This is a genomic window from Amycolatopsis viridis (assembly GCF_011758765.1).
Lineage (GTDB): Bacteria > Actinomycetota > Actinomycetes > Mycobacteriales > Pseudonocardiaceae > Amycolatopsis_E > Amycolatopsis_E viridis.
This window is the reverse complement of the sequence record NZ_JAANOU010000001.1, coordinates 5,632,181-5,647,380: the sequence shown is the minus strand read 5'-3', so window position 1 is coordinate 5,647,380 and position 15,200 is coordinate 5,632,181. Positions and strand designations below refer to the sequence as shown.

The window sequence follows — 15,200 nt, the reverse complement described above, 5'->3', positions numbered from 1 at the left end:
GTGGCGTGTTTGCCGCTCGGGGTGGCGTGTTGGCCCCTGGGGGTGGCGTGTTGGCCCGTCCGGGGGGTGGGTTGGCTGTTGCGGGACGGGCGGCGGCGACCGTGCCCGTCGTGACCGAGGACACGGGGCACGCGTGCGACAGCCCCGGGCACACCGTGCCCGGGGCTGTCGTCAGGTGCTGATCCGCGTCAGATCGGCAGCTTGCGGAAGATCGGCCGCGGCACGTGCCGCAGGATCGACATCACCGCGCGGAACTGGGCCGGCGCCCACACCAGGTCCTTGCCCTTGCGTGCCGCGTCGACCGCGATCTCGGCGACCTGCTCGGCCGTCTGCTCGAGCGGCGCCTTGCCCAGGCCCTGGGTCATCTTCGTCTTGACCTGACCCGGCCGCACCACCGTCACGGTGATGCCGGAGGGCGCCAGCGCCTCGCCCAGGCCCAGGTAGAAGCCGTCGAACCCGGCCTTGGTCGAGCCGTACACGAAGTTCGACCGCCGCACGCGCTCACCGGCCACGGAGGACAGCGCGATCACCGAGCCGTGACCCTGCTTCCGGAGCTTGTCCGCGAGCGCCACCCCGACCGACACCGCGGCCGTGTAGTTCACCGTCGCCAGCTCGACCGCGGTCGCGTGGTTCTGCCACGCCTCCTCCGGGTCGCCGAGCAGGCCGAACGCGACCACGGCCACGTCGATGTCCCCGTGCGCGAACGCCTGGTCCAGCACCGCCGGGTGGGCGGCCGTGTCCGTCGCGTCGAAGTCCACTTCGGACACTTCGGCGCCGGCCGCGCGCAGCGATTCGGCGGCCGCCTTGCGCCGCTCGGACGCCCGCGCCGCCAGGACGACGCGCAGCTGCGGGGCGTCGGCCAGGTACTTCCGCGCGATCGCCAGCGCGATGTCCGACGTGCCACCGAGCAGCAGCAGGGACTGGGGATTGCCAACAGCGTCGATCACAGTTCAAGCCTCCGGCTCATGTCGGACGCGAACACGCCCTCGGGGTCGACCGACTGGCGGATCTTGCGCCACTCCTCCAGCCGCGGGTACATCTTCGCGAACGTCTCCGGCGTGGTGCGCGAGTCCTTCGCGGTGTAGAGCCGCCCACCGGCCGCCAGGACGTCCTCGTCGAGTTCGGTGCAGAACCGGCCCAGGCCGTCCTTGATGGGGAAGTCCACGGACAGCATCCATCCCGGCGACGGCCAGGACAGCGGAGCGCGGTTGCCCTCGCCCATCCGCTTGAACACGTTCAGGAACGAGTAGTGACCGGACTTCGCGATCTTGCGGCACAGGTCCTTGAGCGCGTCCTCCCGGCCGAACGGCACGGAGAACTGGTACTGCAGGAAGCCCTTGGAGCCGTACGCGCGGTTCCACTCGCCCAGCATGTCCAGCGGGTGGTAGAACTGCGTCAGGTTCTGGATCTTGCCGCGCGCGCCCTTCTTCGGCACCGTGCGCTGCCAGATGTTGTTGAGCATGCCGAAGGTGAGCTTGTTGCCCAGGCCGTTCGGGAAGACGTCGGGCAGGGTCATCAGCTGCGGCGCGTCGAACTTGAGCGGATCGGCCTGCAGCTTCGGCGGCAGCTGGTCCAGTTTGGCCAGTGAGCCGCGGGAGAACGTGGCACGACCGAGACGGCTGTCGGAGTTGATGAGGTCGGGCACCGACATCGAGTAGTCGTAGTTCAGGTCGGACCCGTTGCTGAACAGCTCCAGGGTCTCGTCCAGGCTCGCGGTGCGGTCGGCGTCCACGATGAAGTAGGCGCTCTCGGTCTTCTTCATGCGGATCTTCGCGCGCACGATGATGCCGGTCAGGCCGATGCCGGCGACCGTCGCCCAGAACAGCTCCGACTCCGGGCCGTCCGGGGTGAGCGTGCGGATCTTGCCGTCCGCGGTCACCAGGTCCATCGACAGCACGTGGTTGCCGAAGCTGCCCGCGCTGTGGTGGTTCTTGCCGTGGATGTCGTTGGCGATCGCGCCACCAATGGTCACCTGGCGCGTTCCGGGCAGCACCGGCACCCACAGGCCGTACGGCAGCGCGGCCTTCATCAGCTGGTCGAGGCTCACCCCGCCGTCCAGGTCGACCTCGCCGCTGTCCGGGTCGATCGAGTGGATGGTGTTCAGGGCGGTCATGTCGATGACGAGTCCACCGGCGTTCTGCGCCGGGTCCCCGTAGGACCGGCCGAGCCCGCGGGCGATGACGCCACGCTCGCCGGCCTGCGCCACCGCGCGGGCGATCGTCTCCACGTCCGGCGTGGTCAGCACGTCTGCGACGGTCGGGGCGGTGCGACACCACCCGGTGAGTGTCCGCCGCTCGGTATGCGGTGTCGTGTTCACCCGGACCAGGGTAACCATCCCCGGGGGGCGGCTTTGACCGAGGCGCTTCTACACTTTTGCGGTCCTGGAAATCGCATGCTGGCGAGGTAGTGCAGTGGTGTCTACGGAACCGCAGGGGCAGGCAATGATGCAGAAGGCGAGCCCCGGCCTGTTCGGCCAGCTGGTGCGATTCACGCTGATCGGCGGGTTTTGTGCGCTGCTCGATCTGGGCACCTACAGCGGGTTACGGGCGATCGGTCTCGATCACGCTCCGTGGGACACGGTGGCGCGCGCGATCAGTTTCATCCTGGGCACCACGACCGCATTTTTCCTTAACCGCAAGTTCACATTCTCCGCTGCCCGCAAGGACGGCAAGGGCCAGATCGGCAGCTTCGTCCTGCTGTACGGGGTCACGTTCTTCGTCGCTGTCGGGGTGAACGCCCTGATGCTGCACGTGCTCGGCGAGTTCGCGTTCAAACCGACCGTCGCCTGGGTGATCTCCCAGGGCACCGCGACCGCGATCAACTTCGTCATGCTCAAGTGGGTCGTCTTCCGGGAACCAGGTGTGACGGATGTTCCGCGGGAGTCCGGCTCGTGAAACGGTCACAGGTGACCCGTGTAACTTGGCGCACGCGGATCGGATTCCCCTGGAGGACTGAGAACTGATGGCCGGCAAGACTGCCGCGGGACAGCCTGCGCCCGCGAAGGCGCAGACCAACGGCGCCCAGGTGAAAGAGGACCAGACCACGTTCGCCGAACACGCGCCCCAGGGCCGCCTCACCGCGCAGCGCGGGCTCTACACCGGGCCGTCGCCCATCGTGTCCAAGGACCTCTACTCCGAGGTGCTCGAGGGCGTGGTCAACCGCGGCCGCGACGGCGTGACGCTGGAGCCGTCCGCCCGCGTGTCCGGCAACACCTACTTCGGCCGGTTCCCGGCCAGTTACTGGCAGCGCTGGACGAAGGTGCGCCAGGTGCGCGTCGAGGCGGTCGTCACCGGCGGCGGCCAGCTCGCGATCCGCGCGTCCGACGTGGAGGGCGAAGCCCGCACGATCGAGGCCCGCGAGATCGAGGGCGCCGAGCAGACGCCGGTGGCGTTCGACGTCCGGATGGACAAGTTCTTCGACGGCGGCGCGCTGTGGCTGGACCTGGAGACCCGGCCCGGGCAGCGGCTGACCGTCGAGCGGGTGCGCTGGACCGTCGAGCCGCCGGAGAAGATCCGGCCCACTGCGGTGACCATCTGCACGATGAACCGCGCCGACGACTGCCTGAAGAACCTGCAGGCGCTGGCCGGTGACCTCCAGTCGCTGGACACCCTGGATGCGATCTACGTGGCCGACCAGGGCACCGACCGGGTGGACTCGCGTGAGGGCTTCGCCCAGGTCGCGGCCGACCTCGGTGACAAGCTGCACTACATCACCCAGCCGAACCTCGGCGGCGCGGGCGGCTTCACCCGCGGCCTGTACGAGGTGGCCGGGCACACCGAGACCGAGCACGCGAACGTGTTGTTCATGGACGACGACGTGCTGCTCGAGCCGGACCTGGTGGTCCGCATGACGGCGTTTTCGAACCTCGCCGTGAACCCGGTCATCGTCGGCGGCCAGATGCTCAACCTGCTGCACCCGCACCAGCTGCACGTCGGCGCCGAGTACGCGCGGCTGAACACGCTGGAGCCGGGCGTCCCGGTGGAGCACAGCCTGCAGACGGCCGACCTGCTCGGGGTGGACGAGGAGACCGGCAAGCCGAACCGGCAGGAGCGCCGGCTCGACGCGGGCTACAACGGTTGGTGGTCGTGCCTGATCCCGTACGAGGTGGTCAAGGCCATCGGGTACCCGCTGCCGTTCTTCTTCCAGTGGGACGACGCGGAGTACAGCTACCGCGCCCGCGCGCACGGTTTCCCGACGGTGACGCTGCCCGGCGCCGGTGTGTGGCACGCCGACTTCCACTGGAAGGACTGGGACGAGTGGCACCGCTACTTCAACCTGCGCAACTCGATCATCACCGCCGCGCTGCACAGTGACTTCAACCTGAACGTGCTGTGCCGGACGCTGATGGCGCAGGTCGTGCGGTACCTGCTCGGCATGCAGTACGGGCTGACGCACACGCTGATCAAGGCGGTCGAGGACTTCCTGGAGGGCCCGTCGATCCTGGAGGACGGCGGGGTCGCCGCGATGCAGGAGATCCGCGCGATCCGGGCCCAGTACCCCGAGACGAAGCGCCACGACGCGACCGAGGTGCCCGGGATCGCGTCCAACGACATCGGGATCATCAACGCCGCCCCGCGGCCCGCGTTGCAGCGGCTGATCCTGGTCAAGCGCATCGTCGACCGGTTGCGCGGCCACTCCCGGTTCGCGCTGGGCTCCGTGCCCACCGACGAGGCGCACTGGTGGCACGTGGCGCTGTTCGACACGGCCGTGGTGACCGACGCGTCCCAGGAGGGCGTGCGGGTGCGCAAGTACGACCGGGACCGCATGTTCGAGCTGGGCAAGCGCGCGGTGAAGACGCTGAACCGCCTCCGCAAGGAGGGGCAGGCTGTGCAGGAGCAGTACAAGCGCGCCCTGCCGCAACTGGCCAGCCGGGAGAACTGGAAGCGCCTGTACCGGCTCTGAGACTCGGGGGAAACCGGCTCCGCTCGCCCTGGCGAGCGGAGCCGGTTTCGTTACGCCCAGCTGATCAGAGCACCGATCTGGGGAACTCCGGTTTCGGGGCGAAGCGGATGCCGCGCAACAGCGCCTTGGTCGCGCGCAGGCGCAACCGCAGCGGTACGCGCCCCTCGGCCATCATCCGCTGCAGGCGCCGGGCGAACGCGACGAACTCGGCCACGCCCTCGTGGTGCAGCCGGTACGACGCCTCGTTCCGGATGCCGTACTCGTACTTCCACGCGTTGGCGTAGGTGATCTGGCCGAAGTTCACCCCCTGGTTCACGCCCAGGTCGTGGACGACCGTGCTGGTGAGGACCTGGACACCGGGAGCGGCCTTCGCGATCCGCAGCGTGTACTCCATGTCGTCGAACCAGATGAAGTACGGCTTGAGCGGCAGACCGAAGCGCGTCATCGCCCACCGGGGGACGAGGACCGAGACGAACGAGCAGTGCCCGACCAGGACCACCTGATGGCCTCGGACCAGCAGCCGGCCCCAGTCCCAGGTCGGCCCCGGGTTGTTCATCTCGCAGATGCCGCCATCGGTCCACTTCACGACGGAGCACGCGAACGAGGGCGCGGTCCCGAGCTCGTGCTGTGCGGTCTCGTATCCCCGCACGAGCTCTTCCAGCGCCTCCGCGTCCGGGTAGCAGTCGTCGTCCATGATCCAGACGAAGTCCGCCCCCATCTCGTAGGCGCGAGCCATCCCGGTTGCGAAGCCACCGGCTCCACCGGTGTTCTCCGGGAGGGTGAGCACCGTGATCGACCCAGCGGCTTCGTACGGAGCCAGCACTCCCGGTGTGCCGTCCGTCGACGCGTTGTCCACGACCAGTACCTGGTCCGGTCGCCGGGTCTGGGCCAGGACGTGCTTGATGACCGCACCCAGCTTGTCGGCACGGTTGTAGGTGACGATCACCGCCGCGACGGAAGTCATGCCCGGCTCCAGCCGGCGTAGAGGTCGCGGGCCCAGTCGAGCGCGGCGGGCAGCGCCCGCAGCGCATCGGCCTTCCGCGCCTGCTCGTCGAACCACCGTTTCCGCTGGTCCGCCGACGAGGCCAGGGTTTCGATACGTCGGGTGGCGGTTCGGATGAACGGGTAGGTGTGGCGCGGGCAGAGCAGGTCGTCCGCGACGAGCGACGCCTGCGAACCGACGTCGGTGGACACGACGGGCACGCCCGCGGCCGTGGCTTCGAACGAGGTGAGGGACAGTCCCTCGTTCTCCGAGGTGATCACCATGACGTCGGACTCGGCGAGTGTGGACCGCACTGGCTTGTCCGGGCCGCGCAGTTCCAGCACATCGGCGAGGTTGAGCCGGGATCGCAGCGCGTGGACCTCGCGGGCGAGGGGACCGTCGCCGTGCATGATGAACCGCACCGGGCGGTTCGATTTCCGCTTGAGTTCGGCTGCGAGGCGGAGGAAGAGGTACGGCCGCTTCTGCTGGTGGAACCTTCCGATGTAGGTGACGGTGAACGGTTCGTGCGGCGACAGGGCGGAGTCGTGCGTGAGGTCGCCGGTCGTGAGGTCCGCCAGGGTCGCGAGCCGCACCTTCGAGGCAGCGATACCGTGTTTCCCGGCGAGGTAGTCCCGCAACTGAGGGGAAATGACGTGATGCTCGTCGATCATGTTCGACATGCACACGGAATGGTCGACGAAACCGCCGGTGCGCCATTCGAGGATGTGCAGTGAATCGACGACCGGGATGTCCGGCCGCACGGACTTGATCCAGGGGAGCCGGTCGTACATCCAGGTGTTGTGGTGGACGTGCACGCCGCGAACGTCGTATGCGGCGAAGATGCCGTCGAGAAACGCCGCGTCGTGCCCCATGGTGATCGGATGCGTCATCGGCACCACGACGGCGTCGTCGTCGAGCTGGGTGATCCACGGGTGTGACGAGTCGCGGTCGGTTACCACGATCGGCACGAGGCCCGCCTCCTTCGCCAGCCGGATGCAGTCGAACGCCCACCGCTCCGCGCCGCCCATCTCGAGCCAGTGCAGGCCGAAGAGCACGGCCGGTGGCCGTCCGGCGGGATCCTGGCCGGCGCGCCGGGGGACCGCCACCGGCTGCCGTTGGGGCAGCGCGCGGGTTGCGGCCCTGCGCTGGGCGATGTCGGTGCGCACCTGACGGGCGACGTCGTACTGGATCGGGGCGAAGAACCGGGTGGCGCGGCGGACCTTGCCGACCAGGCCCTGCAGTTGGTCGTAGGTGTCGATGTTCTCCTCGCCGCCGCCGAGGTCGATCACCAGATCGGTCAGGCGATCGTGGTCGGCGGGGGACTGGGCGGGGACGGAGCTGCGGACCAGGAGCGAACCGACCGGGACACGGTCGGGGAGCCACCCGATGTGCCGGCACCGGTCATCGGTCAGGGACGGATAGGTGCCCCGTGGCCCGCGCACGATCGTAAACCGCAAAGAATTCCCGGGAAAGACGAACGAGAAGTAATTCGCTGCCCCGAACGCAAGTCTTCGCTCACGTTCATCCAGCGCATTGCCGCCTTCGTCGAACCCGACGGCATCCAGCAACTCGAACGGTCCGGCAGGAACCCGAAAAGACCACGACAACCCAAGTCACCCCGTTTGATGAATGAATGGGCACCCCCAGTGGCGCCTCTCCGTGCATGGGCCGTGTTGCCGAATCGCTGGAGAGAATAGTGGTGCCCTGCGCGATCAACCTAGCACGGTCAATTCGCCCGGTTGCGGCACAGAGCCTAGAACCGGAAGAACCGCTCCCGCTGTCCCTGCCGCACCAGCTTGAGCCACTGCACGAACGCCGCGGGGTCGCGCTTGACCCCCACGAAGTACAGCCCGAACCGCAGGACCTCCAGCGCGCCGATCTTGCGCATCCCCGGCTGGGACAGCAGGTAGCCCCGGTTGCGGTAGGTGTAGTAGCGCTTGACCTCGTTCTCCGGGTCCTGCGCGTGGAACCGCCCGCCGAGCATCGGCTTGAACTCGTCCGAGCCGTCCGGGTGCAGGTACGCAACGCGCAGCGACGTGCCGAACGGCAGCCCGGACCGGACCAGCCGCCGGTGCACCTCGACCTCGTCACCACGCACGAACAGCCTCAGGTCCGGCACCCCGACGACATCCAAAGTGGACGCCCGGAACAGCGCACCGTTGAACAGCGAAGCGATACCCGGCAGGAAGTCGACGCCCAGCTCGGCCGAGGACCGCTTCCAGGTCAGGCCCCGCCGCAGCGGGAACGCCAGCCGGCCGGGGTCGTCGATGTTGGTGACCGTCGGCGAGATCTCGGCCAGCCCGCGCTTCTCGGCCTCCTCCAGCAACACCGACAGCACCGTCTCGTCGGCCGGGCGGCCGTCGTCGTCGGCCAGCCACACCCAGTCGGCGCCCAGAGCGAGCGCGTGCAGCATCCCCAGTGCGAACCCGCCGGCCCCGCCGAGGTTGTGGTGGGAGGGCAGGTACGTGTACGGCCCGGGGAACGACTCCACCACGTCCCGCGCCGACTGGTCCGGTCCGTTGTCGACGACCACCAGGTGATCGACCGGCCGGGTCTGCGCGGCGATGACCTTCAGCGAATCCGCGAGCAGCTCGCGGCGGTGCCGTGTGACGACCACCGCTGCCACGCCGCCCGGACGCATCGGAGCCCGCTCCGGACCGCTCATGTCACTCCCCGCCCTGGACCGCCGGCGCGGTCTCGAGCCGCTGGGCGGTTTCCGCGCTGATGTTCTCGAACGGGTCACGACCCTTGTACGCGGTCAGTACCTCGCGCAGGCCGCCCCGCATCTTCATCCGGCCCTCGTCCATCCAGATGGCCGTCGTGCAGAGCTCCAAGAGTAGGTCGTCGGCGTGCGAGGCGAAGACCAACATGCCGGAGCGGTTCACCAGATCCACCAGCCGGTCCCGCGCCTTGTTGAGGAACGCCGCGTCGACCGCGCCGATGCCCTCGTCGAGGATCAGGATCTCCGGGTCGATCGTGGTCACGACACCCAGCGCGAGCCGCACCCGCATACCGGTCGAATACGTCCGCAGCGGCATCGCGAGGTAGTCGCCGAGCTCGGTGAACTCCGCGATGTCGTCGACCCGCTTCTCCATCTGCTTGCGGGTCATCCCGAGGAACAGGCCGCGGATCATGATGTTTTCGTAGCCGGAGATCTCCGGGTCCATGCCGATGCCCAGGTCGAACACCGGCGCGACCTTGCCCTCGACGCGGGCCAGGCCGCGGGTGGGCTCGTAGATCCCGGACAGCAGCCGCAGCAGGGTCGACTTGCCGGCGCCGTTGTGGCCGACGAGCCCGACGCGGTCACCGTCGCGCAGCGACAGGGTGATGTCCTGCAGCGCCTCGATGATCGGCACCTTCGCGTCGGTGCCGATCTTGCCGCCGACCTTGCCGAGGACCTTCTTCTTCAGCGAACGCGTCTTGGCGTCGAAGATCGGGAAGTCGACGTAGGCGTTCTGCACATCAATGCTGACCATGGTCTGTTCTCACACCCAGTAGGAGACGCGGGCCCGGTAGTTGCGCATGGCGACGAGCGCGAGCAGCCAGCCCACGATCGTGATGCCACCGACGGCGACCCAGCTCCAGATGCTGACGGCCTGCCCGATCAGCGGCGCGCGCAGGATCTGGACGAAGTGGTAGAAGGGGTTGAGCTTGATGATGGGCTCGGCCCAGCTGACGCCCTCGCGGGCACCGCTCTTGAGCTGGTCGATGGGCCAGACGATCGGCGTCAGGTAGAACAAAAGCTGGACCAGCGAGTTGATCACCTGTGGCAGGTCCCGGTAGCGGGTCGAGATGATGCCGAGCAGCAGCGTCACCCACAGGCCGTTGAAGGCCAGCAGGAAGAACGCCGGGATCGCGCTGAGCGTGTACCAGCCCAGGCCGGGGTGGCAGATCAGGCTCGGGTCCGCGGTGCAGTGCCCGTCCTTGGCCGTCAGCGAGTAGTCGTGGGAGAGGTTGCCGAAGAAGATCGCGACCACGAGCGCGATGACGATCAGGTTGTGCGCGAACATCAGCGTCTGGCGCCACACCGTGCGCAGTGCGTAGACGGTCAGCGGCGCCTTGATCTGCTTGATCAGGCCCTCGTTGGAGATGAACGTCTCCATGCCCTCGATCAGGCAGCCCTGGATGAACGCCCAGACGATGAACCCGGCGCTGATGTAGGGCAGGAACGTGCCGATGTTCATCTTGAACAGCTGCGAGTAGAGCAGGCCCAGGCCGAGCGCGATGACGCCCTGGCTGATGGTGATCCAGAAGGGACCGATCACCGACCGGCGGTACCGCTGCTTGATGTCCTGCCAGCCGAGGTGGCTCCACAGCTCGCGCTCGCGGAGCCCCTGCTTGATGTCGCCCACAGCGCGCCTGAAGGTGCGGCTGTCCGACAACGGTGGCAGCTCCGCCGCGCGGGCGAGATCGTCGCTGGTCTGGTCGACCGTGCTGGTGGCTTGCACGGGACCTAGCGTAGCGAGCGGGACACCCGCGCTCCGGGCAGGGCGGAGACGCCCGAATTCCCTGGACACCGTGTGAAATCACCGTGTGCGACTGTCCGTGACACCTGGGTATCGAATCGTCACCCGCGCGCGCCGTCCCGCCGAGAGCGGGACGACCCGGTCCCGGCGGTCGTCGACAGCGGAAACCGCCCTCGCGTCGCCGGCTGCGGGGAAACCTCGCTAGAGTCGTCGCCTCGATAACGAAGGGTGATTGCCATGTGCCTCGCCGAACATGTCCACGCCGAGCACGCGCACACCCGCGCGCGGCTGGAAGAGCCCCGGATCGCCGACCGGGCGGGGCAGTAGGTGGCCACCTTGACCACCACCGTCCGCGACGAGGTGCGGAACCGGCCCATCCGCGGCTGGGTGTGGGCCGGGGTCGCGGCGCTGCCGGTGGCGCTGACCGCGGCGTGGATCGGCCTCGGCCACGACGTGCGGTCCGTGCTGGGCGGGCTGGACGTCAGCCCGTCCGGGGCGGCGGGCACATTCGTGGACCGGACACCGGCGTACCGGTGGCTGGTGCACGGGCTGGGCGTGTTTGACGTGCGCTCGGTCGGCGTGGGCGAGGGCCTGGTCCGGCTGGTCGTGCTGGCGGTCGTGGCGGGAGCGGCGTGGTGGCTGCGCGCCGGGCTCCGGCGCGGGCTGCGGCCCGGGGAGGCGTCGGCGGTCGCCGCGACGGTCGGACTGGCTCTCGCGCTGGCGCCGAACGGGGACTTCCTGCAGCCGGAGTGGGTGGCAGCGGTGTGCGCGGTGGCCGCCATCGGGGCGGCGCTGACCGCTCCGGCGGCCGTCGGCGGGGTGCTGCTGGCGCTCGCGGTGCTGGTCGGGTACACGACGCTGCCGACCGCGCTGATCGCGCTGGGCGTGATCGCCGCGCTGGACCGGCGGCGCGCGGTGGTCGCCGGTGGGACGGCGGTGGTGGTCACGGCCGTCCTGTTCGGACTGAGCCTGCTGGCGCCACGGGAATGGCGCTGGTTGCGCGAATCGGTGCAGCTCGACGAGGGCGTCACGCGCAGCATCGGCGCGCTCGTGAAGTTCGCGGCGAACGAGGCCATGCTCACGCCGATGCTCGCCCTGCTGCCGGCGAGCCTGGTGGTGCTGGTGCGGGTGTCCCGGGCATGCACGGCCTGGGTGGTGTGGACCGTGCTCGCGGTGGCCGTGGTGCTGGCCGGCGTGGCCGTGCCGGGCCAGTGGTTCCAGTTCCAGGCGGCCGCGCTGATCCCGCTGGCCGCGGGGTGGTGGGCGCTGGCGATCGCGCGCTGGACACTCGTGCACGGCCGGCCGCCGTGGACGCTGGTCGGGGCGACCGTGGTGGTCACGTTCGCCGCACGGGTGTGCCTCAGCGCGTCGTTCAACTGGCGGTCCGGGCACGGCACGCTCGCGTACGGGCTGCTGGGCGGGCTGGTGGTGCTGGCCGTGCTGGCGTGCGCGGTCGAGCCCGGCCGCGGCGGGCGGCCGGTGCTGTCGGTGCCGGTGCTGGTGGGCGTGCTCGCGTTGACGGTGCCGATCCTGCCGACCACGCCGTACTCGTTCGACGGCGTGCACGCCGCCTACACCAACGCCGGCCGGGTGGACATCGAGCACAAGTTCACCGGCGAACTGCTCGCGGTGCGGGACCGGATCGGCAGCGGCACACCCGTGGTGTACCTGACCTTCGGTGACATCCCGTACTTCCTGGGCAACCCGACGCCGTGCCGGTACCCGTCACCGGCGTACCTCCACCAGGGCGGGTACCCGCCCGGGCTGCGGGGAACGGCGAGCTACGCCGAGAACGTGGCCTGCCTGTCCGACGAGTCGGTGCGCTACGTCGTGCTGGAGCCGGTGTGGATCACCCCGGCCGCGTTGCCGCCGGAGATGGCGGCGGCCGTGCGCGACCGGTTCGACTGCTCCCGTGCCCTGCGCACCGACGACCTGACCGTGTGCCCCCGCCGGCAGCCGTGACCGCGACTACAGGTACTGGCCCGTCCCGCTGATCCCCGGCGGCTGACCCTCCTGCCCGCCGCGCCCGGCCGGCAGCCCGCGGCGCATCTGCTCCAGCTGCACCCGCGCCGCCATCTGCTGCGCGAACAGCGCCGTCTGGATGCCGTGGAACAGCCCCTCCAGCCAGCCGACCAGCTGCGCCTGCGCGATCCGCAGCTCGGCGTCGGACGGGGTGGTGCCGTTGGTGAACGGCTTGACCAGCCGTTCCAGCTCGCTCTGCAGCTCCGGCGCGAGCGCCTGCTCCAGCTCCTTGACCGACGTCTGGTGGATCTCCCGCAGCCGGTCGCGGCTCGCGTCGTCCAGCGGGGCGGCCCGCACCTCCTCCAGGAGCTGCTTGATCATGGTGCCGATCCGCATGACCTTCGCCGGCTCTTCGACGAGGTCACCAACCGACTCCTGGTGCTCGTCCTCCCCGTTCGGGATCCGGGCCGTGCCCACCGGAGAGCCGTCCGGACCCACCACGACCACGCGGTGGGGCTGCTCGTCGGGGGAGTTCGACGCGGCGAAATTCGGTTCCGTCATTGCTCCATCCTGGCTGGTTCGGCAACGCGCTGTGTCCGAGCCTAGTCTTTCCGCGCGGCGGCGGTCGGGCACAGCCCAACCCCGGGACGCGCTGCGAAACTACTCGTCCGTACGGTGGTGCTCATGGCGTTCGACGTCGCTCGAATTCGTGGGTTGTTCCCCGCGCTGGGTGACGGCTGGATCCACTTCGACGGCCCTGCCGGAATGCTGGTACCCGAACAGGTGGCCTCCGCCGTCTCGACGGCGATGCGCGCCCCGGTCTCCGGACCGGGCGGCGCGTTCCCGGCGTCGCAGCGGGCGGACAGCATCGTGACCGCGGCCAGACGGGCGGTGGCCGATCTCGTCGGTGCCGATCCGGCCGGTGTCGTGCTCGGGTCGAGCGCGGCGGTGCTGCTGCGCCGGCTCGTCGACGCCCTGTCCGAGCGCTGGACCCTGGGCGACGAGGTGGTGGTCTCGCGCCTGGACGAACAGGCCAACATCGTGCCCTGGACGCACGGCGCGAAACGGGTCGGCGCGGTGGTGCGCTGGGCCGAGATCGACATCGAGAACTGCGAGCTGCCGGCCTGGCAGTACGAGAACCTGGTCAACGCCCGCACCAAGGCCGTCGCCGTCACCGCCGCATCCGGGGCGGTGGGCACCCGACCCGACGTGCCCACGATCGCCGAGTTCGCTAAACGGGTCGGCGCGCTGGTGGTCGTCGACGCCACCGCCGCCGCGCCGTTCGTGCCGCTCGACATGAACGCCCTCGGCGCGGACGTGCTCGTGGTGGCTGCGCAGGCCTGGGGCGGTCCGGCCGTCAGCGCCCTGGTGTTCCGCGACCCCGACCTGCTGGAACGGCTGCCGTCCGCGTCGCTCGACCCGGCTGCCCGCGGGCCCGCCCGGCTGGAGCTGGGGCCGCACGCGTACCCGCTGCTCGCCGGGCTCATCGCGTCCATCGACTACCTCGCCGGCCTGGACGACGCCGCCACCGGCTCCCGCCGCGAGCGGCTGGTGACCTCGCTGGGGTCGGCGAAGTCCTACCACGCGGGACTGCTCGCCCAGCTCAGCACCGAACTGCGCGCGCTGCGGCACGTCATGGTCATCGGCGACGCGATGCGCCGCATCCCGGCGCTCGCCTTCACGGTGATGGGCAAGAAGGCGCCCGAGATCGCCGAATACCTGGCCTCGCAGGGCCTGTGCGCGTTCGCCGACCTCGGCACGAGCGGCGTGTTCGCCGCGCTCGGCGTCGGAGAGGTGGGCGGCGCGGTGCGGATCGCGCTCGCCCACTACTCCAACGTCTTCGAGGTCAACCAGCTGGCGCGGGTGCTGGAAGAGCTGCGCTAGCCGCGGACCGACAGCAGCACCTTGCCGAACACGCCGCCCTCCTCGAGAGCGCGGTGGGCCGCCGCCGCGTCGGACATCGGCACGACCTGGCCGATGATCGGCTGCACCGCGCCCTCGGCGACCAGCGGCCACAGGCGGTCCCGCACGTCCGCGACGATGCGCGCCTTGTCGTCCACCGGTCGCGCCCGCAGCGTGGTGGCCGCGACGCTGGCGCGCTTGCTCATCAGCTTGCCGATGTTCAGCTCGCCCACGACGCCGCCCTGCATGCCGATGATCGCCAGACGGCCGCCGGTCTTCAGCGCGCTGACGTTGCGGTCCAGGTACTTCGCGCCCATGTTGTCGAGGATGACGTCGGCTCCGCCGGTCTCCTCCTGGAGCACTTCGACGAAGTCCTGCTCGCGGTAGTTGATCGCGAGGTCGGCGCCGAGCTGGCGGCAGCGGTCCAGCCGGTCCGCCGAGCCGGCGGTGACCGCGACCGTGGCGCCCAGTGCCTTGCCGACCTGGATCGCGTGCGTGCCGATGCCGCCGGCGCCGCCGTGCACGAGCAGCACCTCACCCTCGGTGAGGCGCGCGTGCATCACGACGTTGGACCAGACGGTGCAGGCCACCTCGGGCAGGCCGGCGGCGGTGATGAGGTCGACCTCGCCGGGCACCGGGAGCAGCTGCCCGGCGGGCACGGCGACGCGTTCGGCGTAGCCGCCACCGGCGAGCAGCGCGCACACCTCGTCGCCGACCTGCCAGCCCTCGACACCCTCGCCGAGCTGCGCGATCGTGCCGGAGCACTCGAGGCCGAGGATGTCGCTCGCCCCGGGTGGCGGCGGGTAGTTGCCCTGGCGCTGCAGGAGATCCGCCCGGTTCACCGCACTTGCGGCGACGTCGAGGAGGACCTCGCCGGGGCCCGGTTGCGGGTCGGCGACCTCGGCCCACTCCAGGTTGTCCGGACCACCGGGTTCACGGAGCTTGATCGCATGCATGAGCCCGACCCTATTGCCGAGGTAGACCGA

At 69.8% G+C, this 15,200-nt stretch carries 13 protein-coding genes; 4 read left to right on the top strand and 9 right to left on the bottom strand.

Annotation, left to right across the window (positions count from 1 at the left end):
* Window positions 1-188: 188 nt before the first annotated feature.
* Window positions 189-947 (bottom strand): decaprenylphospho-beta-D-erythro-pentofuranosid-2-ulose 2-reductase, encoded by a 759-nt coding sequence (locus FHX46_RS28020; RefSeq protein ID WP_167120850.1) that lies wholly within the window; start codon window positions 945-947, stop codon window positions 189-191.
* Entirely contained in the window at window positions 944-2,335 is a 1,392-nt protein-coding gene (locus FHX46_RS28015; RefSeq protein ID WP_167120847.1) for an FAD-binding oxidoreductase, read from the bottom strand. The genes FHX46_RS28020 and FHX46_RS28015 overlap by 4 nt, the downstream gene beginning before the upstream one ends.
* Before the next feature lie 106 nt (window positions 2,336-2,441).
* On the opposite strand from FHX46_RS28015, the gene FHX46_RS28010 reads away from it, so the two are divergent.
* Together FHX46_RS28010 and FHX46_RS28005 are read left to right on the top strand one after the other, a co-directional pair.
* The gene (locus FHX46_RS28010) at window positions 2,442-2,894 is read left to right on the top strand and encodes a GtrA family protein (RefSeq protein ID WP_167120846.1); all 453 of its coding nucleotides are present in this window, start codon (window positions 2,442-2,444) and stop codon (window positions 2,892-2,894) included.
* Window positions 2,895-2,961: 67 nt separating this feature from the next.
* Window positions 2,962-4,902 (top strand): glycosyltransferase, encoded by a 1,941-nt coding sequence (locus tag FHX46_RS28005; protein WP_167120844.1) that lies wholly within the window; start codon window positions 2,962-2,964, stop codon window positions 4,900-4,902.
* A gap of 64 nt (window positions 4,903-4,966) precedes the next feature.
* Here the strand turns inward: FHX46_RS28005 and FHX46_RS28000 are convergent, their stop codons facing one another.
* The 5 genes from FHX46_RS28000 to wzm form a co-directional block, all read right to left on the bottom strand.
* Window positions 4,967-5,866, bottom strand: coding sequence for a glycosyltransferase family 2 protein (locus tag FHX46_RS28000; RefSeq protein WP_167120842.1), 900 nt, complete (start codon window positions 5,864-5,866; stop codon window positions 4,967-4,969).
* Window positions 5,863-7,326: a glycosyltransferase family 4 protein gene (locus FHX46_RS27995; protein ID WP_313886268.1), complete on the bottom strand. Its 1,464-nt coding sequence runs from the start codon at window positions 7,324-7,326 to the stop codon at window positions 5,863-5,865. The genes FHX46_RS28000 and FHX46_RS27995 overlap by 4 nt, the downstream gene beginning before the upstream one ends.
* A 311-nt stretch (window positions 7,327-7,637) precedes the next feature.
* Window positions 7,638-8,549, bottom strand: a complete 912-nt coding sequence (gene glfT1, locus FHX46_RS27990; protein WP_279589488.1) for a galactofuranosyltransferase GlfT1 — start codon at window positions 8,547-8,549, stop codon at window positions 7,638-7,640.
* Between the two features lies 1 nt (window position 8,550).
* Window positions 8,551-9,360 (bottom strand): galactan export ABC transporter ATP-binding subunit Wzt/RfbE, encoded by an 810-nt coding sequence (wzt, locus tag FHX46_RS27985; RefSeq protein ID WP_167120840.1) that lies wholly within the window; start codon window positions 9,358-9,360, stop codon window positions 8,551-8,553.
* A gap of 9 nt (window positions 9,361-9,369) precedes the next feature.
* Entirely contained in the window at window positions 9,370-10,332 is a 963-nt protein-coding gene (gene wzm, locus FHX46_RS27980) for a galactan export ABC transporter permease subunit Wzm/RfbD (protein ID WP_167120838.1), read from the bottom strand.
* A gap of 354 nt (window positions 10,333-10,686) precedes the next feature.
* On the opposite strand from wzm, the gene FHX46_RS27975 reads away from it, so the two are divergent.
* A complete protein-coding gene (locus FHX46_RS27975; RefSeq protein ID WP_167120836.1) occupies window positions 10,687-12,312 on the top strand; it encodes a hypothetical protein in 1,626 nt (541 codons plus the stop codon).
* A 6-nt stretch (window positions 12,313-12,318) separates the two neighbouring features.
* Here the strand turns inward: FHX46_RS27975 and FHX46_RS27970 are convergent, their stop codons facing one another.
* Window positions 12,319-12,873 carry a bacterial proteasome activator family protein gene (locus FHX46_RS27970; protein ID WP_167120834.1) on the bottom strand — a complete coding sequence of 185 codons (555 nt, stop codon included), beginning with the start codon at window positions 12,871-12,873 and terminating at the stop codon, window positions 12,319-12,321.
* Window positions 12,874-12,996: 123 nt separating this feature from the next.
* Between FHX46_RS27970 and FHX46_RS27965 the strand changes: the two genes are divergently transcribed.
* A complete protein-coding gene (locus tag FHX46_RS27965) occupies window positions 12,997-14,196 on the top strand; it encodes a cysteine desulfurase-like protein (protein ID WP_167120832.1) in 1,200 nt (399 codons plus the stop codon).
* Here the strand turns inward: FHX46_RS27965 and FHX46_RS27960 are convergent.
* Window positions 14,193-15,170 (bottom strand): NAD(P)H-quinone oxidoreductase, encoded by a 978-nt coding sequence (locus FHX46_RS27960; protein ID WP_167120830.1) that lies wholly within the window; start codon window positions 15,168-15,170, stop codon window positions 14,193-14,195. The two genes, FHX46_RS27965 and FHX46_RS27960, sit on opposite strands and share 4 nt — an antisense overlap.
* Window positions 15,171-15,200: the final 30 nt, after the last annotated feature.